The sequence below is a fragment of the Pseudomonas sp. LBUM1645 genome (genome assembly GCF_059716185.1).
Genome location: NZ_CP166811.1, coordinates 5,339,112 through 5,360,294 on the forward strand (window position 1 = coordinate 5,339,112; position 21,183 = coordinate 5,360,294).

General features: G+C 61.0%; 11 protein-coding genes. 7 read left to right on the forward strand and 4 right to left on the reverse strand.

Going from position 1 to position 21,183, the window contains the following annotated elements:
* Positions 1 to 11: 11 nt before the first annotated feature.
* The 3 genes from ACA079_RS24175 to recQ form a co-directional block, all read right to left on the reverse strand.
* Positions 12 to 1,802 carry a motility hub landmark protein FimV gene (locus ACA079_RS24175; protein WP_497701201.1) on the reverse strand — a complete coding sequence of 597 codons (1,791 nt, stop codon included), beginning with the start codon at positions 1,800 to 1,802 and terminating at the stop codon, positions 12 to 14.
* A gap of 128 nt (positions 1,803 to 1,930) precedes the next feature.
* Positions 1,931 to 2,365, reverse strand: a complete 435-nt coding sequence (locus ACA079_RS24180; RefSeq protein ID WP_497701202.1) for a MarR family transcriptional regulator — start codon at positions 2,363 to 2,365, stop codon at positions 1,931 to 1,933.
* Positions 2,366 to 2,484: 119 nt separating this feature from the next.
* On the reverse strand, positions 2,485 to 4,611 hold the full coding sequence (gene recQ, locus ACA079_RS24185; RefSeq protein WP_140684330.1) for a DNA helicase RecQ: 2,127 nt from the start codon (positions 4,609 to 4,611) through the stop codon (positions 2,485 to 2,487).
* Positions 4,612 to 5,037: 426 nt separating this feature from the next.
* On the opposite strand from recQ, the gene ACA079_RS24190 reads away from it, so the two are divergent.
* The 4 genes from ACA079_RS24190 to lapD all read left to right on the forward strand — a co-directional run bounded on the left by ACA079_RS24190 (position 5,038) and on the right by lapD (position 8,935).
* Entirely contained in the window at positions 5,038 to 5,625 is a 588-nt protein-coding gene (locus tag ACA079_RS24190) for a UPF0149 family protein (RefSeq protein WP_008156162.1), read from the forward strand.
* Positions 5,626 to 5,635: 10 nt separating this feature from the next.
* On the forward strand, positions 5,636 to 6,031 hold the full coding sequence (locus tag ACA079_RS24195; protein WP_497701203.1) for a YbaN family protein: 396 nt from the start codon (positions 5,636 to 5,638) through the stop codon (positions 6,029 to 6,031).
* 233 nt (positions 6,032 to 6,264) lie between these two features.
* Complete coding sequence (gene lapG, locus ACA079_RS24200; protein ID WP_497701204.1) at positions 6,265 to 6,972, forward strand: cysteine protease LapG; 708 nt, start codon at positions 6,265 to 6,267, stop codon at positions 6,970 to 6,972.
* A gap of 22 nt (positions 6,973 to 6,994) precedes the next feature.
* Positions 6,995 to 8,935, forward strand: coding sequence for a cyclic di-GMP receptor LapD (lapD, locus tag ACA079_RS24205; protein ID WP_497701205.1), 1,941 nt, complete (start codon positions 6,995 to 6,997; stop codon positions 8,933 to 8,935).
* A 129-nt stretch (positions 8,936 to 9,064) separates the two neighbouring features.
* Here the strand turns inward: lapD and ACA079_RS24210 are convergent, their stop codons facing one another.
* On the reverse strand, positions 9,065 to 15,547 hold the full coding sequence (locus ACA079_RS24210; RefSeq protein WP_497701206.1) for a retention module-containing protein: 6,483 nt from the start codon (positions 15,545 to 15,547) through the stop codon (positions 9,065 to 9,067).
* Between the two features lie 591 nt (positions 15,548 to 16,138).
* Between ACA079_RS24210 and ACA079_RS24215 the strand changes: the two genes are divergently transcribed.
* From ACA079_RS24215 to ACA079_RS24225, 3 genes are all read left to right on the forward strand, one after another.
* The gene (locus ACA079_RS24215; protein ID WP_497701207.1) at positions 16,139 to 17,497 is read left to right on the forward strand and encodes a TolC family outer membrane protein; all 1,359 of its coding nucleotides are present in this window, start codon (positions 16,139 to 16,141) and stop codon (positions 17,495 to 17,497) included.
* 131 nt (positions 17,498 to 17,628) lie between these two features.
* Positions 17,629 to 19,788 carry a type I secretion system permease/ATPase gene (locus ACA079_RS24220; RefSeq protein ID WP_497701208.1) on the forward strand — a complete coding sequence of 720 codons (2,160 nt, stop codon included), beginning with the start codon at positions 17,629 to 17,631 and terminating at the stop codon, positions 19,786 to 19,788.
* A 9-nt stretch (positions 19,789 to 19,797) separates the two neighbouring features.
* Complete coding sequence (locus tag ACA079_RS24225) at positions 19,798 to 21,177, forward strand: HlyD family type I secretion periplasmic adaptor subunit (protein ID WP_497701209.1); 1,380 nt, start codon at positions 19,798 to 19,800, stop codon at positions 21,175 to 21,177.
* The last annotated feature ends 6 nt before the right edge of the window (positions 21,178 to 21,183 follow it).

The window sequence follows — 21,183 nt, forward strand, 5'->3', positions numbered from 1 at the left end:
AGAGGGCGCCGCTATGATAGCCCGGCGAGCAGGTTCCGGGCGGTCTGCTTAAGCGGCTCGTTACCTTCCTTGAGCAACTCGTTGAGCAGTTCGATGGCGCTGTCCACATCGCCGTCATCAATGCAGGTCTGGGCTTGTTCGAGTTTGTCGGCGCTGCTCGGCTCGGCCGGTTCCAGGTTCAGCGGTTCCAGTTCCAGCGACTGGCCGGGATCGCCGAACTCGTTGAGAAAGGTGTCATCCAGAGACTGCGAATCAGGCTCGGCGACCCATTCAAGTTCGGGCTCGTCCAGCGTCGAGTAGTCGGGCATTTCAAACACCTCGGGCAAAACGTGCAGGTTCGAGACAAACGGCGGCTCGACCGGCGCGGATTCGCTCGAAGGCTTCGCGGCGGACGGCGAGTCCTCAAACGGGCTGATCAAATCCCAACTCGAATCCATCGACAGGTCATCCAGATTCAACTGGAATTCATCCCTGGGCGCTGCTTCGGGTATCGCAACCTTGGAGAGAGTGATTGGCGCTGCGACGGTCAACGCTACCGCACTGCTCAGTTTCGGGTGTCGGGCGCGAATATTCTTAAGTTCTTGCAGGTCGTACCCGGCGTCACGCAGGTTGTTTTCCTGTGCATCATAGGCGGGTACGTCACCCTGTTTACCCAAGACTTCCAATAGCTGAACGGCAAGATCCGTGCGTTGCGGCTCCTTGATCAGCGCCTCTCGCAACAAACCGGCCGCTTCGGAAAAACGGCCATAGGCCAGATAGATATCAACCCCTTCAAGCACATCGCCTGCAGGCGACTCTTCACCCGATTCAGTTGCCGGTTGCAACTCTGAAGATTGGGCAACCGGTTCTGCCGTGCGATTGAGCGCCGGTTCATGCGGTGACGGCAAAACAGGTAAAGCGTCGGGCAATGCCTGAACCTGTTGTCGTTGACGCCGAACGAACAACCCCAGCAACACCAGAGCCACCACCGCCAACAACCCTAGAATCAGCCCCCAGTTGGTAGCCTCAGGCTCTTCAACATTAACCGGCGCGGGAGCCACAACGGCGGGTGCAACCGGCTCCGCCGCTGCGGTCTTGATTTCCGCCAATTGGGTTTGCAGTTCAGTCACCTGCTTTTTCTGACCGGCGACCTGCTCCTCCTGGGCCTGGAGCTTCGCGTTCAATTCATTGATGGTTGCTTGCAACTGCTGGTTTTGCAGCACGCTGGCGGCCAGTTGTTCGGCAACGGGATCACTCACAGGCGCGACGGCAGGTTGATCGACGCGAGGAACAGGGGGCTTTTTGCCCTTCGCCGCAGGAGGCTGAGCAACGACCGGCTCAACAGTCGGGAATCCAGAGGACTGAATGTCGGTAACCGGTTCGTCAGTGACGGGAACAATCCCCGGTGAACCCGGCGGATCGATCAGCACCGTGTACTCGCGCAGCACGCGCCCGTTGGGCTGATTGAGCTGCACCAGGAAATTCAGGAAAGGTTCATTGACCGGTTTGCTGGAGCTCACCCGGATCAGGCTGCGGTTGCCGCGCATGATCGGCGTGAATTTCAGATTATTGAGGAAGAACACCCGATCGATGCCGGCGCGGCTGAACTCGTCCGCTGTCGCCAGGCTGACCGAGAGCTCGCCCTCCTCCAGACCGGCGGCATCTTCGAGTGCGATGTCGGCGCGAAATGGCTGATTCAGCGCCGAATGCAGGGTGATATCACCCATGCCCAACGCGGGCGCCAATGCCGAGTAAGTGACAGCACCACCGACCAGAAGCAGCCTGGCGCAACACCGCAAAACCATGTGCCAACTCTCGAGCATGAGCATCCCTTAGATAACCAGAACCATCTTGTACGCGTTCGCACATCCGGTACGAACACGATATTGCCAAGTAGTTCTTTATAGTCTGCCCAACGGGGTATCTCAAAAGTCCTGGGTGCGTTTATGCCTCAAGACTTTTCCAGGTTCGCCAGAATGTGCCCGTGGACACGCATGCAGATCTTCAAATCCGCCTCATCGACGCCTTCGAACAGCTCGTGGCGCAGTTGGGTGGCAATGGTTTCAATTTGTTCGATCAAGGGAAGCGCCGGGGCACAGAGGACGATTTTCTTCGCCCGGCGGTCTTCCAGCACCGATTGACGTTGCACCAGTCCCTGGCCTTCGAGGCTGTCGAGCAGACGAGCCAGGGTCGGCCCTTCAACGCCGACGCTCTGCGCCAGTTCACGTTGGGTCGGGGCATCATCAAAACGCGCCAGGTGCAGCAGCACCAGCCAGCGCGCCTGGGACAGTCCCAGGCCAGCCAGACGGCGATCCAGTTCGGCACGCCAGCCGCGCGACATCTGGGCCAGTTGCATGCCAAAGCGGTGTTGGTCGGTTAACGGCATAAAACACTCATGATTAGACTGAAATAAAGAAAAACTAATTATTAGTCAGCTAAGCATGACCCTTGGTCAGAGGCAAGGCTTGCTCTGTACTGAATCGTTACATCTATGGGGCAGATCACCTAAATCTCGAATTCGGATTGCAGCGCCGCCCGAACACAGTACAAAACGCCTTCCGGCACTCTCCCGGCGAACAGTGCGGCAATCTCCGACACCGGCGGTAATTCGCCCTCGCCGTCGAGGAACGCGTCCTGGATTTCGCCCATCAACTCTTCGGGCAGATCCAGCGCTTGCTCCAGCGACAACTGCTGCTTGCCAATCGCTTCGGCGAGCAGTGTGTAGACGTTCTTTTCCGAGCATTGCAGCTGACCGGCGATCTGCAACGGTGTCATGCCGGCTCGGGCCAGGGTGATCAGTTCGTGGCGCAAGTCGGCCACCACTTTCGGCGCCTCGACTTGCCCGCCGAGGACTTCGAGGAAGGCTTCGCCATAACGCTCCAGCTTGCGTGCGCCCACGCCGCTGACCGTGGCCATTTCCGACAGCGAGGTCGGCTGGCTGCGGAGCATTTCCAGCAGTGTCGAGTCTGGGAAGATGACGTACGGCGGCACGCCATGTTCCTCGGCGAGCTTGCGGCGCAGGGCGCGCAGGGCTTCCCACTGTTCGCGTTCTTCGCCGCGAACCAGTTGGCTCGCCTGGCTCTTGCTGCTTTTGGCCGTGGTTTGCGGCTTGAGGTCGCGACGCAGCTCCAGGGTCACTTCGCCCTTGAGCAGCGGTCGACAGGTGTCACTCAGACGCAGACCGCCGTAGCCTTCGAGGTCGATGTCCGCCAGACCGCGGGCAACCAGCTGGCGGAACAGGGAGCGCCATTCACTCTCGCCCATTGCTTTGCCAACGCCATACACCGACAGATGCTGATGGCCGAAGCTGCGAACCTTTTCGTTGTCCTTGCCCAGCAACACATCGACCAAATGCCCGACGCCGTAGCGCTGGCCGGTGCGGTAGATCGCCGAAAGCGCCTGACGGGCCGGCTCGGTGGCGTCCCAGGTCTGCACGCCATCGACGCAGTTGTCGCAATGGCCGCACGGCTCGGGCATGTCTTCGTCGAAATAGGCCAGCAGCGTCTGGCGACGGCAGCGGGTTTCTTCGCAGAGCGAGAGCATGGCGTCGAGCTTGTGCTGCTCCAGACGCTTGTGGCGCTCGTCGCCCTCGGAGTTCTGCAACATCTGCTTGAGCATCACCACGTCTTGCAGGCCGTAAGCCATCCAGGCGTCTGCCGGCAGACCGTCACGGCCGCCGCGACCGGTTTCCTGGTAGTAAGCCTCAAGGGATTTTGGCAAATCGAGGTGAGCGACAAAGCGCACGTTGGGCTTGTCGATGCCCATGCCGAACGCCACGGTGGCGACCATGATCAGGCCTTCCTCATTAAGGAAGCGCTTCTGGTGGTGAGCCCGGGTATCGTTGGGCAGACCGGCGTGGTACGGCAGCGCCGGGAAGCCTTGCTCGCTGAGGAACACCGCCACTTCGTCGACTTTCTTGCGCGACAGGCAATAGACAATACCGGCATCGCTGCGCCGCTCGGCGAGGAACGCCAGCAACTGCTTGCGCGGCTGCTCTTTGGGCACGATGCGATAGAAGATGTTGGGGCGGTCGAAACTCGACAGGAAACGTTCGGCATCCTGAAGATGAAGTCGGTCGACGATTTCTTCCCGGGTACGCTTGTCGGCGGTCGCGGTCAGGGCGATACGCGGGACGTTGGGGAACAATTCCGCCAACTGGCCCAGTTGCAGGTATTCGCGGCGGAAATCGTGGCCCCATTGGGACACACAGTGAGCTTCGTCGATGGCGAACAGGGAAATCTCAAGACTTTGCAGGAACGCCAGCATTCGTGGCTGAACCAGACGCTCGGGCGCGAGATAAAGCATTTTCACTTCACCGCGCTTGATCCGTGCTGCCAGATCGCGCTGCTGCTCGGCGCTGAGCGTGGAGTTCAATGCCGCCGCAGCGACGCCCAGCTCTTCGAGGGTGGCGACCTGGTCGTCCATCAGGGCGATCAGCGGCGACACCACCACCGCCAGGCCTTCGCGCAACAGCGCCGGCACCTGGAAGCACAAGGACTTGCCGCCACCGGTAGGCATCAGCACCAGGGCGTCGCCGCCACTGGCCACGCGCTCAATGATTGCACCCTGACGGCCACGGAAACTGTCGTAGCCGAAGATGTCCTTGAGGACGCGTTGAGCCTGTTCGAGCATAGAAACTCCAAAAATCACAAAAACATCCCTGCAAGGCTGGTTCAGAACCACGAAGGCTGCACCGACAAATCGTAAGTGCGCATTGCATGACGCTTCACATTTCAGCCGCGACGCCGGCAGGGCATCACAAAACGCGGGAGTATACCCGACCCCTGTCCGGCAAAGGGCGCCGCTGAGAAGACACACGAATGCGATGCAACACCAAACCTGTGGGAGCGAGCTTGGTCCGGGCGGCGTTCCGACGATAGCGGCAGACCCGTCAACATTGATATTGAATGTAACGCCGCCATCGCGAGCAAGCTCGCTCCCACAGGGATTACGGTGTTCCATACTCCTGCATGGGTCCAAATATGCCGCGCGGCTGGCCCAAGCGCTCAAGAAGGCCTAGAATTCCCGCATCTGTTTAATTCCCAAGGTAGCCCTTTAATGTCCTTCGCTGAGCAACTAACCCGCCTGCAAGTCTTCCTCGACGCCGACGAACTGCATGACGAGGCGCTGGACTACGTGGCCGCCCACGGCTACCTCACTGCGCTGTCGATCTGTTCCGAAACCGTTCCCGACCGTGAATGGATCGACGCCCTCTTCGCCGAAGAACCGCATTACGCCGACGACACCGAGCGTGAAGCAATTGAATCCACCCTGCTGGCCCTCAAGGCTCACATCGCACGCCAATTGGCGTCCGATGAAGAGTTCGAGCTGCCCTGCGACCTGGACCTGGGCGAAGAGCCGGATGACTCCGACCTGCGCGGCTGGTGCATCGGTTTCATGGAAGGCGTGTTCCTGCGCGAAGCGGCCTGGTTCGAAACCGCTGAAGACGAAGTCAGCGAAATGCTGCTGCCGATCATGGTCGGTTCGGGCCTGTTCGACGAACAGCCTGAGTTCGAAGACATCGCCAAAGACGCCAACCTGATGGACGACATGATCGTACAGATCCCGGAAGCCCTGACCGCGCTGTACCTGCTGTGCCAGGCGCCAGACGAAAAACCGGCGATCCTCAAGCCTCGTCACCACTAAGGTTTTGCCTATGGACAACCCCATAGGCAACCGCTCCCTGATGTTGCGTTACGTGCTGCTGGCCATCGGCTGGCTGAGCGTAGCGCTGGGGGTAATCGGGATTTTCCTGCCGGTGTTGCCCACCACACCCTTCCTGCTCCTGGCGGCCGCCTGCTTCGCCCGGAGTTCGCCGCGCTTCTATCATTGGCTGGTTGAACATCCGCGGCTTGGGCCGTGGGTTCGCGACTACCTGAGCGGCAACGGCATCCCGCTCAAAGGCAAGGTCTACGCCATCGGCCTGATGTGGGCGAGTATCCTGCTCTCCTGCTACCTGGTGCCCCTGCCGTGGGCGCGGGGGTTCATGCTGACCAGCGCCGTGCTGGTCACGATTTATATCCTCAAACAAAAAACCCTGCGCAAATCCTGAAAACGCCCCAATCCCCTGTAGCAGCTGGCGAAGCCTGCGTTCGGCTGCGCAGCGGTCGTAAACCCTGAATCCCGGATTTAACTGGAAGACCGCGTTGCCTGATTTCACGACTGCTTCGCAGCCGAACGCAGGCTTCGCCAGCTGCTACAAGTCCGCGTACCAACCCGACGATCAACCCTCCCTTTCAAAAAACACCGCCTAGACTTCAAGCATCTGTACCCGAGCGGCCAGACATGTCCCGCAGTCTGCGTAGTCCAGGATGGTCAACGCTCCGACTTCGGCTCGGCGGATGGCTGTTGCTGATCTCTTTTCTGTTGGCCGGGCTGGGCAGTGTCGGGGCCAACTGGAGTTTTACGCAGATTCTGCAAACCGCCGAAGATCGCTACGGCACCCTCGGCCAGGGACGGGGACGGATCGAGGCCTGGAGTCAGATGCTGCAAAGCGAAGTCAACGCCCCCGAGCGCGAGCAACTGAACGCGGTCAATCGCTTCTTCAATCAGCAACTGAGCTTTCTGGACGACACCCGAATCTGGCATCAGACCGATTACTGGGCCACCCCCGTCGAATCCCTGATCAAGGGTGCCGCTGATTGCGAGGACTACGCACTGGCAAAATATTTCAGCCTGCGCTACCTGGGAATTCCCAGCGAAAAACTACGCATCACCTACGTGAAAGCCCTGACCCAGAACCAGGCGCACATGGTGCTGACGTTCTACAACAGCCCCACGGCCGATCCGCTGGTGCTGGACAACTTGATCGGCGAGGTCCGCCCCGCCTCTCAACGCAAAGACTTGCTGCCGGTGTACGCCTTCAATGCCGAAGGTCTGTACTTGCCGGGAGCCAATGGCGGCAAACGCAGCAGCGACTCGAAAAAACTGTCGCGCTGGCAGGACGTACTAAAAAAGATGCAGGCCGAAGGGTTCGCCGTGGGCGACGGCTAGTCACCTGAGCAAGGAGCGATTTATGTCACTGCGTAAACAGTTGTTTCTCGCCATCTGCCTGTTCTTGCTGGTGGCGTTCAGCGGCAGTTTTTTTGTCAGCCTGGAAAGCTCTCGCGACCAGATGCTCGGTCAGTTGCGCTCCCACGCCCAAGACGCCGCCACCGCGTTGGGTTTGTCGTTGACGGCGCAAATCGATGACCCGGCCATGATCGAATTGATGGTCAGCTCGATTTTCGACAGCGGTTACTTCAGCAGTATTCGAATCATCAACATCGAGGATGCGCAGGTGCTGGTGGAGCGCAGTGCGCCGGGGCAAATCGACGGCGTTCCCGCCTGGTTTGTGAACCTGGTCAACCTCCACCCACCCGGCGGCGAAGCGTTGATCATGCGCGGCTGGGTGCAGGCGGCACGGGTCGAAGTGTTGAGCAATCCGCAGTTCGCCCTGGCCAAACTCTGGGACAGCACCCTCGGCAGCCTGATCTGGTTACTGGTGTGCGGCCTGCTCAGTGCCTTGTTTGGTGGTTGGTTGCTGCGCCGGCAATTTCGCCCACTCGACACCATGGTCAAACAGGCCGAAGCCATCAGCAAACGCGAGTTCCTCAGCCTGCCGAAACTGCCGCGCACACCGGAGTTGAAACGCGTGGTATTGGCCATGAACCAGATGGTCGAGAAGCTCAAGGCGCTGTTCGCCGAAGAGGTCGCTCGCAGTGAAAAGCTGCGGGTCGAGTCCTATCAGGACAGCCTTACAGGCTTGGCCAATCGACGCTTGCTGGATGAAGAGTTGGCCGACGAGTTGCTGGTCTCCGAGCAGAGCAGCGACGGCCATTTGCTGATGCTGCGGATCAATGATCTGGTCGGTCTCAACCAACGCTTGGGCGGCCAGCGCACCGATGCGCTGATCAGCGCCGTCGGTGAATTACTCAAGCGTCTGACCCAGCCACCGGAACGTCGCACCTGGCTTGCAGCGCGCAATCGCGGCGGTGAATTCAGTCTGCTGACGCCTGGCCTGGACAGCACCGACGCCGCACGCCTGGCCAGCGAAATCAGCGCCACCCTGGAAAACCTGCGCCTGACCGGTGCCAGCGACGCCATGCCGGTGGCGCATTTGGGGATCGCCCCTTACCACCCCGGTGAGCCGGCCAGTGACGTGCTGACGCGACTGGATCAGGCGTTGACCGAAGCCCGGCAACATCCCGAGCGCCCGTGGGTCCACTTGGCCGATTCCGTCACCGCGCCGACCCCGTCCCAAAACGACTGGCAAACCTGGTTCGACGACGCCTTGAACCAAGGCAAGATGCAGTTGTATTTCCAGCCCGTGGTGCAATGCGCCGACACCAGTCAGGTACTGCATCACAAAGTCCTCGCGCGCCTGCTCGACCCACAGGGCGAGGCCATTGCCGCCGGGCACTTCCTGCCGTGGATCGAGCGACTCGGCTGGTCGGCGCGGTTCGACCTGGCCATGCTCGAAGCCACCCTCGACTACCTCATCGTCAATCGTTGGCCCCTGGCGTTAAGCCTGTCCGGCAGCACCCTGCGCGATCCAGCGCAACTGCAACACATCCTCGACATGCTCGAATCGCTGCCCGAACTCGCGTCGTTGCTGATTCTGGAAATCGACGAACGCCAACTGCCGCCTCAAGACGAACTGCAACGCCTGAGCCACAGCCTGCTCAACACCGGTTACCGCATCGGTCTGCAGCATTTCGGTGGCAGCTTCGGCCAGATCGGCAACCTGACTCAACTGGGGCTGGCTTACTTGAAAATCGACGGTGCTTACATCCGTCACATTGATGAGCAGAGTGATAAGAGGCTGTTTATCGAGGCGATTTTTCGGGCAACCAACAGCATCGATTTGCCGTTGATTGCGGAGATGGTCGAGACCAAAGGGGAGTTGGAGGTGATCCGGGAGTTGGGGTTGTTTGGGGTGATGGGGCGATTGATTGGGCCGCCGGAGCCGATGTGAGCCATCAGTCGGACTGTGTTATCGGGGACTGTTGGATTTTTTAAGGGTTTAATGATCGTTCCCACAGATAACAAAAAACCCGCCACCCCTTTCACAGGAATAGCGGGTTTTGTCGTTTCAGATTTCAGATCACACGGTATCCACCTTCAACGAATGATCATTCAACATCCCGTTGATAATCGTCGCCGTATCGTGCCCCCCCGCAATCACCCCACCCGCCCCCGGCGTTACGCCGTAATGGCTGGCCAGATTCACACCCGCCAGATCGATGGTCTGGTTCGGCGCGGCGCCAGCCATGGCGCTGACGTCGATACTGGTAACCAGTGAGTCGCCGCTGCCGGTGACTTTGAAGTGCAGGTAGTCATCCAGCGACGCCGCGGTGCTGTTTTCCCCTTGCAGCAGTTGCGACAGGTCGAGTTTGTCGATGCCCGGCGTGAAGTCGGTGACCACGTCGTGGCCGCTGTTGCCTTTGAGCCACTGGAAGGTGTCGGCACCGCTGCCGCCGGTGAGGGTGTTGTTGCCCAGGCCGCCGATCAGGAAGTCGTCGCCGCCACCGCCGTTGAGCATGTCGTTACCCAGGCCACCGTTGATGATGTTGCTGTGGTTGTCGCCGGTGAGGCTGTCGTTGAAGTTTGAGCCGGTGAGGTTTTCGATCGCCGTCAGGGTGTCGGTCCCGGCGCCCACGGTGTTCTGCGGGGTGAGCAGGCTCAGATCGACGGTGACGCCGGCCGTGGCGTGGGCATAGCTCGCGGTGTCGACGCCGGTGCCGCCGTCGAGCAGGTCGTTGCCCGCACCGCTGTACAACAAGTCATTGCCGGCGCCACCGTGCAACTCGTTATTACCGGCGCCCGCCACCAGTACATCATCGCCCGCCGTGCCGGTGAGGGTGTGGCCGTCCTGATAGGTGATGGTCATGGTCAGCTGGTAGTTTTCCGCCCCCTTCCCGCTGTTGCCCGGCCCCCCGTTGTCGATGTTGGTGATGTGGATCTGGTAGGTGCTGTCCGACGTTGCGGTGAGGGTTTGCCCGTCCGCGAGGGCGATCCATGCGCCGCCGTTGATTGAGTACTCCATAGCGACATGACCGGCCGCCAGATTGTGATCCAGGTTAAGGGTTTCACCCTGCTTGAGGTCGACGGTGATGCGGTCGTCATCGTGGGGGTTGTTGACCGCTCCCAGCGCCCCGCTGAAGACCAACACCGCCGTCATGGCTGCCGTGTTGGCGACGAATGCACTGCGGGCGAGGGTCACCGCCTGCGCGTTACCGCCGGTGAAGCTGAAGTTTTGATGGGTGCCGGTGAAGTCCGCGCCTTTGGCTATCCAACCGGTGTTGATAGTGGTCGGCGAAGCGGTCAGCGGATCGCCATTCGGATCGGTGTCGTTGGCCAGCAACAACTCGCCCGGCACCACGATGTTGTCCGACAGCACGTTGGTGATGATGTGGTCATCAACCGCCACCGGTGGCGCGTTCGCAATGACCGTCAACACCGAGCTGGCCAGGTCGCCGTCGTTGTCGCTGATGCAGCTATTGTTCACGTCGATGGTGATGGTGGTGGTCCTCTCGTCGCCATCGCCATCGCGCAAGGTGTAGGTGAACACGTCGGTCGCACCGGGACCGTTCACGGCGTCCGGGTTGCTGTGATAGACCGCGTTGCCCGCTGCATCCAGCGTCAGGTAACCGTAGGTGCCATTGATCTGGCTGTTCAGGCCGCCGATGGCCGAGGTCGAGGTGTCTGAACCGGCACGCACGCCGACCACCCCAATCCCATTGGCATCGCTGAAGTCGTTCGCCAGCACGTTGCCACTGACGATGCCGCCCTCCGCCACCGAGGCCGCGTCGGGGTTGGCGGTCGGCAGGTCATCAACGATCTTGACCACGATGGTGCTGGTGGTGGAATGGCCCAGGGCGTCGGTGGCTTTGTAAGTGAAACTTTCGCTGAGGGTATTCGCACCATCGTCGGCGTGCGGCGTGGTGCTTGGCGCCGACGTCAGGGTGTAGGTGTAGGAGCCATCGGGATTGAGCAGGATTTGCCCGTAGGTGCCAGTGGCGCTGCCGACCAGTGTGTAAGTGATTGCGCCGACCGCGCCGCTGACCGAGCCGACCAGGGTGCCACTGGCGGTTTCAAGCGTGTAGCCCGGCTGACTTCCGGTAACGGTGCCGGGCGCCAGATCCTGACCATCCTGGTTCAGGTCGAGGGCTTTTTCGTAGACAGTCACGTCGCTGTCGCTGACCGCTTGGATGCAGCTGTTGTTCACGTCGATGGTGATGGTGGTGGTGCTTTGGTCACCGTCGGCATCGCGCACGGTGTAGGTGAACACGTCGGTCGCCCCGGGGCCGCTCACGGCGTCCGGGTTGCTGTGGTACACGGCGTTGCCGTTGGCGTCCAGCGTCAGGTACCCGTAGGTGCCATTGATCTGAGTGTTCAGGCCGCCAACGGCTGAGGTCGAGGTGTCTGAACCGGCACGTACGCCGACCACCGCGCCTCCTGCGGCGAGACCATCGGCGCCGCCGACGTCGTTCCACAGCACGTTGCCACTGACGGTGCCGCCTTCGGCGACCGAAGTCTCGTCGGCATGGGCGGTCGGCAGGTCATCGACGATTTTGACCACGATGGTGCTGGTGGTGCTGTTGCCCAGGGAGTCGGTGGCTTGGTAGGTGAAGCTTTCGCTCAGGGTATTCCCGCCATCGTTCGCATGCGGCGTGGTGCTTGGCGCCGACGTCAGCGTGTAGGTGTAGGAGCCGTCGGGATTGATCAGGATCTGCCCGTAGGTGCCGGTGGCGCTGCCGACCAGGGTGTAGGTGATTGCGCCGACCGCGCCGCTGACGGAGCCGACCAGCGTGCCACTGGCAGTTTCGCCGGTGCCGGGCAGGCTGCCGGTAACGGTGCCGGGCGCCAGATCCTGGCCATCCTGGTTCAGGTCGAGGGCTTTTTCGTAGACGGTCACGTCGCTGTCGCTGACCGCTTGGATGCAGCTGTTGATCACGTCGATGGTGATGGTGGTGGTGCTTTGGTCACCGTCGGCATCACGCACGGTGTAGGTGAACACGTCAGTCGCACCGGGGTCGCTCACGGCGTTCGGGTTGCTGTGGTACACGGCGTTGCCGTTGGCATCCAGCGTCAGGTAACCGTAGGTGCCATTGATCTGGCTGTTGAGGCCGCCAACGGCCGGGGACGAGGTGTCTGAGCCGGCACGTACGCCGACCACCGCGCCTCCTGCGGCGAGACCATCGGCGCCGCCGACGTCGTTCCACAACACATTGCCACTGACGGTGCCGCCTTCGGCAACCGAAGTCTCGTCGGCATGAGCAGTCGGCATGTCATCGACGATTTTGACCACGATGGTGCTGGTGGTGCTGTTGCCCAGGGCGTCGGTGGCTTGGTAGGTTAAGCTTTCGCTCAGGGTGTTCGCGCCGTCGTTCGCATGCGGCGTGGTGCTGGGCGCCGACGTCAGCGTGTAGGTGTAGGAGCCATCGGGATTGAGCAGGATCTGCCCATAGGTGCCGGTGGCGCTGCCGACCAGGGTGTAGGTGATTGCGCCGACCGCGCCGCTGACGGAGCCGACCAGCGTGCCACTGGCAGTTTCGCCGGTGCCGGGCAGGCTGCCGGTAACGGTGCCGGGCGCCAGATCCTGGCCATCCTGGTTCAGGTCGAGGGCTTTTTCGTAGACGGTCACGTCGCTGTCGCTGACCGCTTGGATGCAGCTGTTGATCACGTCGATGGTGATGGTGGTGGTGCTTTGGTCACCGTCGGCATCACGCACGGTGTAGGTGAACACGTCAGTCGCACCGGGGTCGCTCACGGCGTTCGGGTTGCTGTGGTACACGGCGTTGCCGTTGGCATCCAGCGTCAGGTAACCGTAGGTGCCATTGATCTGGCTGTTGAGGCCGCCAACGGCCGGGGACGAGGTGTCTGAGCCGGCACGTACGCCGACCACCGCGCCTCCTGCGGCGAGACCATCGGCGCCGCCGACGTCGTTCCACAGCACGTTGCCACTGACGGTGCCGCCTTCGGCGACCGAAGTCTCGTCGGCATGGGCGGTCGGCAGGTCATCGACGATTTTGACCACGATGGTGCTGGTGGTGCTGTTGCCCAGGGCGTCGGTGGCTTTGTAGGTGAAGCTTTCACTCAAGGTGTTGGTGCCGTCGTTGGCATGCGGCGTGGTGCTTGGCGCCGACGTCAGCGTGTAGGTGTAGGTGCCGTCGGGATTGAGCAGGATTTGCCCGTACGTCCCGGTGGCGCTGCCGACCAGGGTGTAGGTGATTGCGCCGACCGCGCCGCTGACCGAGCCGACCAGCGTGCCACTGGCGGTTTCGCCGGTGTTGCCCGGCAGGCTCCCGGTAACGGTGCCGGGCGCCAGGTCCTGACCATCCTGGTTCAGGTCGAGGGCTTTTTCGTACACGGTCACGTCGCTGTCGCTGACCGCTTGGATGCTGCTGTTGTGCACGTCGATGGTGATGGTGGTGGTGCTTTGGTCACCGTCGCGATCGCGCACGGTGTAGGTGAACACGTCGGTCGCCCCAGGGCCGCTCACAGCGTTCGGGTTGCTGTGGTAGACGGCGTTGCCGTTGGCATCCAGCGTCAGGTAACCGTAGGTGCCATTGATCTGGCTGTTGAGGCCGCCGATGACCGGGGTCGATGTGTCGGAACCGGCACGCACGCCGACCACCGCGCCCCCTGCGGCGGGGCCATCGGCGCCGGTGACATCGTTCCCCAGCACGCTGCCGCTGATGATGCCGCCCTCTGCGACCGAAACCGCGTCGGGGTTGGCGGTCGGCAGGTCATCGACGATGTTGACGTTGATTTGCCCGGTCGCCGTGCTGCCGTCGGTATCGGTGGCAACGACGTCGAAGTTCTCGTAGATGCTGTTGGCGCCATCGGCATTGGGGTGGTCGCTGTCGTAATTCAGTGTGTAGCTGTAGCTCACCACCCCCGTGGCCGGGTCGTAACCGGTGATGGTGAATGTGGCGCCCGTCCATGTAGTGGCGGATAGCGGGAAACCTACCGCCACCCCACCGCTGACCACCGCGACGCCGCTCACGGTCAGGGTTTGCAGGCCATCCGGTGCGTTGACGGTGAAGGTACCGCTCTGGGTCAGGGCCGGGGCATCAGGGTCGGTGCCGTAGCTGAGGTTTTTTTCGTAGACGGTGATTTCGCCGCCTTCGACGTTCAGGCCGCCAATCGTGACCGGGTCATCGTTGTTATGGATGTTCAGCACAAGCTTGGCAGTGCTGGTGTCGCCGTCGGCATCGGTCAGGGTGTAGGTGAAGGTTTCGGTCCCGGCGCCACCCGCGTGCAAGGCTTTGAAGTCGGCGTCGCTAGTGTTCAGGGTGTAGGTGTATGTGCCGTTGGCGTTGAGCACCAGAGTGCCGTATTGACCGGTGAAAGTGCCGCCAACCACCGGCCCGCTCTCGGGTCCGGCAGGAATGCGATCAGCGCCCTGAACGTCGTTGGGCAGCACACTGCCGGCCAGGGTCACCAGGGTTTCCGACGCGGTGCTGGCGTTGCTGTCATCGAACGCCTTGGGCACGTCGTCGGTGATGTTGACGTCCAGGGAACCCGTGGTGGTATCGCCATTGCTGTCGCCGGCCACCACGGTGAAGTGTTCGCTGAGGTTGTTGGTACCGTCACCGGCCGGATGGGTTTCATTGTCGGTGAGGGTGTAGCTGTAACTCACAACCCCCGTGGCCGGGTTGTAGCCGGTGACGGTCAGGGTGTTGCCCAACGGGGTGGTGATCGATTGCGGGAAGCCTGCGGCAACGCCACCGCTGATCACGTTGACCCCTCCGATGCTCAGGCTGGTCAGCCCGTCAGGAGCAGACACGCTGAACGTGCCGGTCTTGGTCAGTGCCCCAGGGTTGGGGGCCGAACCGTCGGCCAGGTTGGCCTCATTGAGGGTCAGTTCGCCCCCTGCCACCGACAGGCCGGTGAGGGTCACCGGATTGTTCGGCACGTCAGGAACAACCGGTGTTACAGGAACATCGCCTGAACCTCCTGAACCACCCGAACCTCCTGAACCTCCTGAACCACCCGAACCGCCTGAACCTCCTGCACCACCCGAACCGCCTGAACCGCCTGAACCGCCTGCACCGTTGTCGCCGTTGTCCGGGTTTCCGGCCAGCCGTTCCAGGGGAAATTCGGGAATACCGTTGAAGCCTGCGGTAGGAAAACCAATAGTCGGATCGACCTGCCCGCCCACCTCTTCAAGCATGACAAACGTGTGGCCGCCACCCAGTGCACCAGGTGCGCCGGTTGAACCCGGTCCGGCCGCCGTAGCTTCAGCAGTCTGGGTCGGGTCGTCGCCGGCAGCGATCGCTTTTTGCAGTTGTTCGACATCGGTCAGTTGCGCCTGAGTCGGCGTCACCGCTTCAGCGGTGTCTACATGGGGAGCCTGATGCGCGAGTAACTGAGGCGTCATCTCCATACTGCTGCCACGCCCAAGTGTCAGTTCCTGGCCATTCTGCAGATGAACCGCCACCGCGCCTTCGGCCCCGGTGACCAGTTGATCGCCGGCGAATAACCGGTCCCCCTCGACCAGCGCGCGTCGGGTGCCATCGCTCGCAACCGCGAACACCTGACCAATGACCTTACTGACAATACCGATGAGCGTAGCCATGTGCACTTCCTCCGCTGCCAACCGCTGTCGGCATCCTGTTTTTGCGAAGAACGTGCTCCTGGCTTCAACGGGTTGCCTGACGGAATCGCCTGCTGGCAGCGGTTACCTGAAGTAAGCCGCTGCCCTGGCGCCGTTCTCGCCAAGCGTGCCGCTCGCGGGCGACGTGTCTGCTGCGGGATAAAAACCCTCTGCAATCAATGGCATCGGGATCCACTTGCGCAACAAGTCACCCTTTGAGCGATGCGTAACGGTTTTGATCCACTAAAGTGACAAAAAACCGTCACCTCAAAACCGTTCGCTTCCTCCCCTCCAGCACTTCCCCGCCCTAAGTCGATATGTGGTTTGGAACTTTCCTCAAGCCCTGCGGAGCTCCCTAACGCTCGTAAATCAAGGGCTTTCGCAGTGAACAATGTGCTGGATTTTACGGAGCGCATAAGTTTTTTTTGGCATAAGCCTTATGAAAAATTCTTCTATGGTTTTCCCCAGAATGTTCTTAGCTCTGTTGTTACAAGCATGAAACGGTTTTCACTATAAATGCCGTCAAATATTTGGCGACTAATAAGCATCATTAGGAATCAGGGAGAGGCACCCATGCGCGTATTAACCCCCCTCTGCAGCGCAATTCTGCTGGCCATGGCCTGCACTTCTCAGGCTCAAGCCATGTCATTGACGGAGGCGATTCAGAGCACCATCGCGACCCACCCGGAGCTGGCGTCGCGTGTAGACAGCCGCCTCTCGGCCGATGAGCTAGTGAAAGTCGCCAAGGGAGGATTTTATCCATCGGTTGATCTGAATGCCGCGTACGGGCGTGGGTACAGCGATAACACCAACACCCGGGCATTCGGTAATCACCACACCGAAATCCTGACCTACACCCAATCGGAATTGCGTCTGCGGCAGATGCTCTTCGATGGTTTCAACACCTCCAACGAAGTCCAGCGCACCAAAGGCGTGGTCAATTCCCGGGCCTATTACGCTCAGGGCACCGCTCAGGATCTGGCCCTGCGCACCATCGAGGTCTACCTCGAAGTGCTCAAGCGCCGCGAACTGGTGACCCTGGCCACGAACAATCTGCAAGCTCACATGCGGGTCAACGATCAGATCGGTCTGCGCACCCAGCGTGGTATCGGTAGCACCGCCGACTCCGACCAGTCCGTCGCTCGCCGTGCACTGGCACAAAACAACCTCGATACCGCTGAAGTCGATCTGGCGGATGCCGAGTCGAACTTCTACGCCGTTGTGGGGCGCCTGCCCGATGAACTCGAAGCCCCGCCCTCGACCCGCGGCGAACTGCCCGCCACCCTGCAGGAAGCCCAGCAAAGCATGGTGGAAAACAACCCGTACCTGAAATCCGCCCAGGCCGATGTGCAATCGGCCGAGAGCCAGTACGAAGTTGCCAAGTCGCCGTTCTACCCTCGCTTCGACGCCGAAGCCGCCGTGGGTGCGAACAACAACGTGCAGGGCGATGAAGGCCACGACAACGAATGGCGAGTCGGCGTGGTGATGAACTACAACCTGTTCCGCGGTGGCAGCGACAAGGCTCGCCTGGCCTCCGATGCGCACCAGATCAACCAGGCGATGGACATCCGCAACAATGCCCTGCGCCAACTCAACGAGAACATTCACCTGGCCTGGAACGCCATGGTCAATGCCAAGAAACAAACCCCGACCGCCCGCGAATACGCGGATACCAGCCGACGTGTGCGCGTGGCGTATCAGGACCAGTTCGGCCTCGGTCAACGCACCCTGCTCGACTTGCTGGACAGTGAAAACGAGCTCTACAACGCCAACCGCCGCTACACCGAAGTGCGCTACACCGAGGAGTACTCGATGTACCGCGTGCTGGCGAACATGGGGCAGTTGCTGAGCAAACAACGGGTGGTGTTGCCCGCCGATGCGATCGCCTCCACGGAAGTAAAAAACGAAGCCCGTTTGCCTGAACTGAAGTAACCCCTGTAGGAGCTGCCGCAGGCTGCGATCTTTTGATCTTGATCCTGAAAAAAACTAGATCAAAAGATCGCAGCCTGCGGCAGCTCCTACAGAGAGATGTGTAGATACCTATGCCAACGGGAGCGATCAATGTGACCAGCATGGAACCCGGCAACATCAGTGTCGATCCGCGCCTGAGCTTCGATGACCCGCTTCTGGACGGTCTGTTGATCCTCTGCAAACTCCACGGCGCGACGGTCAGTCGCGCCAGCCTGAGTGCCGGGCTCCCTCTGAACAAACAACGTTTGAGCCTGGACCTGCTGCCTCGCGCAGCGGCACGGGCCAGTTTGCAGGCGCGATTGCTGCGCCGTGAACTGGCGGACATTTCCGCCCTCAACCTGCCTGTGATGCTGATCCTCAACAATGGCCGGACTGCCGTTCTACGACGCTTCGGCGATGACGGGCAGTTGCTGATTTTGCCGAGCGAATCCGACGGCGGTGAACAATGGGTCAGCCGCGATGAACTGGCCGAGAATTACAGCGGCCAGGCCTTGTTCGCGCGGCCACGGCATGAACTCGAAGACTTGCGTTCGCCGCTGGTGCCACGGGTGGAGGCGTGGTTTCGCGACACGTTGAAGCTGTCGAAGTGGCTGTACAGCGATGCGATTCTGGCGAGTTTTCTGATCAACCTGCTGGGGTTGATGGTGCCGCTGTTCGTGATGCAGACCTACGATCGGGTGGTGCCGAACCAGGCCACGTCGACGTTGTGGGTGCTGTCCATCGGCTTGCTGATCGGCACCGGTTTCGAACTGGTGTTGCGGGTGGTCCGCGCGCACCTGCTGGACACCGCCGGGAAGAAAACTGACGTGATCCTTTCGGCCACGTTGTTCGAACGCATTACCGGCATGGCGATGAAAGCGCGGCCGGCGACCATTGGTGGTTTCGCCCAAAGCATCCATGACTTCCAGGGCCTGCGGGAATTCCTCACCGCCGTGACCCTCACCAGCCTGATCGACCTGCCCTTTGCCGTGCTGATGCTGGTGGTGATCGGCCTGCTCGGCGGCTGGCTGGTGGTGATTCCGTTACTGGCGTTTCCGATCACAATCATCTTCGCGATGGTGATCCAGGTGCGCCTGCGCGACACCGTACAGAAAAGCCTGACCCTGGGCGCCGAACGCCAGGCGCTGCTGATCGAAACCCTCGGCGGTCTGGAAACCCTCAAGGCCTGCAGCGCCGAAAGCGAACGCCAGCACAAATGGGAAAGCACCCACGGCGCCCTCACCCGCCTCGACAGCCATGCACGCAACCTCTCAGCACTGGCCACCAACGGCACGCTGTTCATCCAGCAATTCTCCGGCATGGCGACCATCGTCGCCGGGGTCTACAGCATCATCGCCGGCAACCTCAGCGTCGGCGCGCTGGTGGCGACCTACATGCTCGGCAGCCGGGTGCTCGCGCCTCTGGGGCAGATTGCCGGTTTGATCACCCGCTACCAGCAAGCGCAACTGACCATGAAAAGCACCGATGCGCTGATGTCTTTGCCGCAGGAACGCGATGCCAAACAACGGCCGCTGGAGCGCACGCAACTGCAAGGCGCGATAGACGTCAGCAGTGTGACGTTCCACTACAACGGCCAGAACGCTCCGGCCCTCGCCAACATCAGCTTCAGCGTGAAACCCGGCGAGCGGATCGGCATCATCGGCCGCAGCGGCTCGGGCAAAAGTACGTTGGCGCGGTTGGTGATGGGGTTCTACGCACCGGAAGAAGGCCAACTGCTGCTCGATGGCCTGGACTTGCGGCAACTGGACGTTGCCGACCTGCGCCAGCAAATCGGTTACGTCGCCCATGACCTGCCGCTGTTGGCCGGCAGCCTGCGCGATAACCTGACCCTCGGCGCCCGCTACATCAGCGATTCACGGATGCTCGAAGTCGCCGAACTGACCGGTGTCACCGAGCTGGCCCGTCAGCATCCGCAAGGTTTCGACCGCCCAGTGGGTGAACGCGGACAACTGCTGTCCGGCGGGCAACGTCAGGCGGTGTTACTGGCCCGCGCGTTGTTGCTGGATCCGCCGATCATGTTGCTCGACGAACCCACCAGTGCCATGGACAACAGCAGCGAAGACGTTCTGCGGCAAAAACTCCACCGCTGGGTCCAGGGCAAAACCCTGCTGCTGGTGACCCACCGCACCTCGATGCTCAGCCTGGTGGATCGGCTGGTGGTGCTGGACAACGGGCGGATCGTCGCCGACGGTCCGAAAGAAGTGGTCATCGATGCACTGCGCAAGGGCCGTGTCGGCTCTGCGGCTGTCTAGGAGCTAGCCATGGCCCGTTCATCCTCCGACGCGTCACGCTCTAATTCGAAGCCACGCGGCTACTTTGGCAGTTTCAGCAAAAGCGCCGAAAGCGAATTCATGCCGGAAACCGCGGGCGCCTCGTTGCAGGATTCCCCACGCTGGTCGCGGATCACCGTGTGGCTTGCGGCTGCGTTGATTATCACTGCGGTGGTCTGGGCCAAGTTTGCGGTGCTGCAGGAAGTGACCATGGGCGAAGGCAAGGCGATTCCGTCGAGCAAGGTTCAAGTGATCCAGAACCTGGAGGGCGGCATCGTCACTGAGATCTTCGTGCGCGAAGGGCAAATGGTGAACAAGGGCGACACCTTGCTGCGCCTCGATGACACTCGATTCCTGTCGAACAAGGGCGAAAGCGAGGCGGATCGTTATGCCCTGACGGCGCAGGTCGAACGGCTGTCGGCCGAAGCGGAAGGCCGGCCGTTCAAGCTCTCCCCCGAAGTGATCGCCAAGGCGCCGCAAGTGGCCGAAGACGAGCGCTCGCTGTACGAACAACGGCAGCGTCGACTGGCCAGCGAACAGCGCACCCTGAGTGAGCAACTTCGGCAAAAAACCCAGGAACTGGCAGAGTTCCGCTCCAAACAAGGCCAATTCAGTTCAAGCTTGGCATTGCTGCAACAAGAGATGAACATGTCCGCGCCGCTGGTGGGCTCCGGGGCGGTTTCGCCGGTGGAAATCTTGCGACTCAAACGCAGCGCGGTGGAGATTCGCGGTTCATTGAACGCCACGACCCTGGCGATTCCCCGTGCGGAATCGGCGATTAATGAGATCAAAAGCAAGATTGACGAGTCCGAACAATCCTTCCGCTCCGACGCGGCGAAAGAGCTGAATGAAAAACGCACCGACCTGTCGAAAATCACGGCATCGAGCATTGCTATCGATGACCGAGTGACCCGCACCACGGTGGTGTCACCGGTTCACGGGATTATCAAAGTGCTGAAGGTCAACACCATCGGCGGCGTGGTCCAGCCGGGCAGCGACATGGTGGAAATCGTGCCCATTGAAGACAACTTGCTGATCGAAGCCAAGGTCCGGCCGCAGGACGTGGCGTTTCTGCACCCGGGGCAGAAAGCCATGGTCAAGTTCAGTGCTTACGACTACACGATTTATGGGGGGTTGAGTGCGAAGCTGGAGTTGATTGGGGCGGACACGATTACGGATGACAAGGGCAACAGCTTCTATCTGATTCAGGTGCGCACGGATAAAAATCACTTGGGCGGGGATGTGAAACCGTTGCTGATTATTCCGGGGATGGTGGCGACGGTGGACATCATCACCGGGGAGAAAAGCGTGCTGGATTACTTGCTAAAACCGGTGCTTAAAGCCCGGACCGAGGCGATGCGCGAACGTTAGTCTCTG

Bases quoted from the DNA above. Each gene is read 5' to 3' on its own strand.
- ACA079_RS24175 (WP_497701201.1), bottom strand. From the start codon at position 1,802: ATGCTCGAGAGTTGGCACATGGTTTTGCGGTGTTGCGCCAGGCTGCTT.
- ACA079_RS24180 (WP_497701202.1), bottom strand. From the start codon at position 2,365: ATGCCGTTAACCGACCAACACCGCTTTGGCATGCAACTGGCCCAGATG.
- recQ (WP_140684330.1), bottom strand. From the start codon at position 4,611: ATGCTCGAACAGGCTCAACGCGTCCTCAAGGACATCTTCGGCTACGAC.
- ACA079_RS24190 (WP_008156162.1), top strand. From the start codon at position 5,038: ATGTCCTTCGCTGAGCAACTAACCCGCCTGCAAGTCTTCCTCGACGCC.
- ACA079_RS24195 (WP_497701203.1), top strand. From the start codon at position 5,636: ATGGACAACCCCATAGGCAACCGCTCCCTGATGTTGCGTTACGTGCTG.
- lapG (WP_497701204.1), top strand. From the start codon at position 6,265: ATGTCCCGCAGTCTGCGTAGTCCAGGATGGTCAACGCTCCGACTTCGG.
- lapD (WP_497701205.1), top strand. From the start codon at position 6,995: ATGTCACTGCGTAAACAGTTGTTTCTCGCCATCTGCCTGTTCTTGCTG.
- ACA079_RS24210 (WP_497701206.1), bottom strand. From the start codon at position 15,547: ATGGCTACGCTCATCGGTATTGTCAGTAAGGTCATTGGTCAGGTGTTC.
- ACA079_RS24215 (WP_497701207.1), top strand. From the start codon at position 16,139: ATGCGCGTATTAACCCCCCTCTGCAGCGCAATTCTGCTGGCCATGGCC.
- ACA079_RS24225 (WP_497701209.1), top strand. From the start codon at position 19,798: ATGGCCCGTTCATCCTCCGACGCGTCACGCTCTAATTCGAAGCCACGC.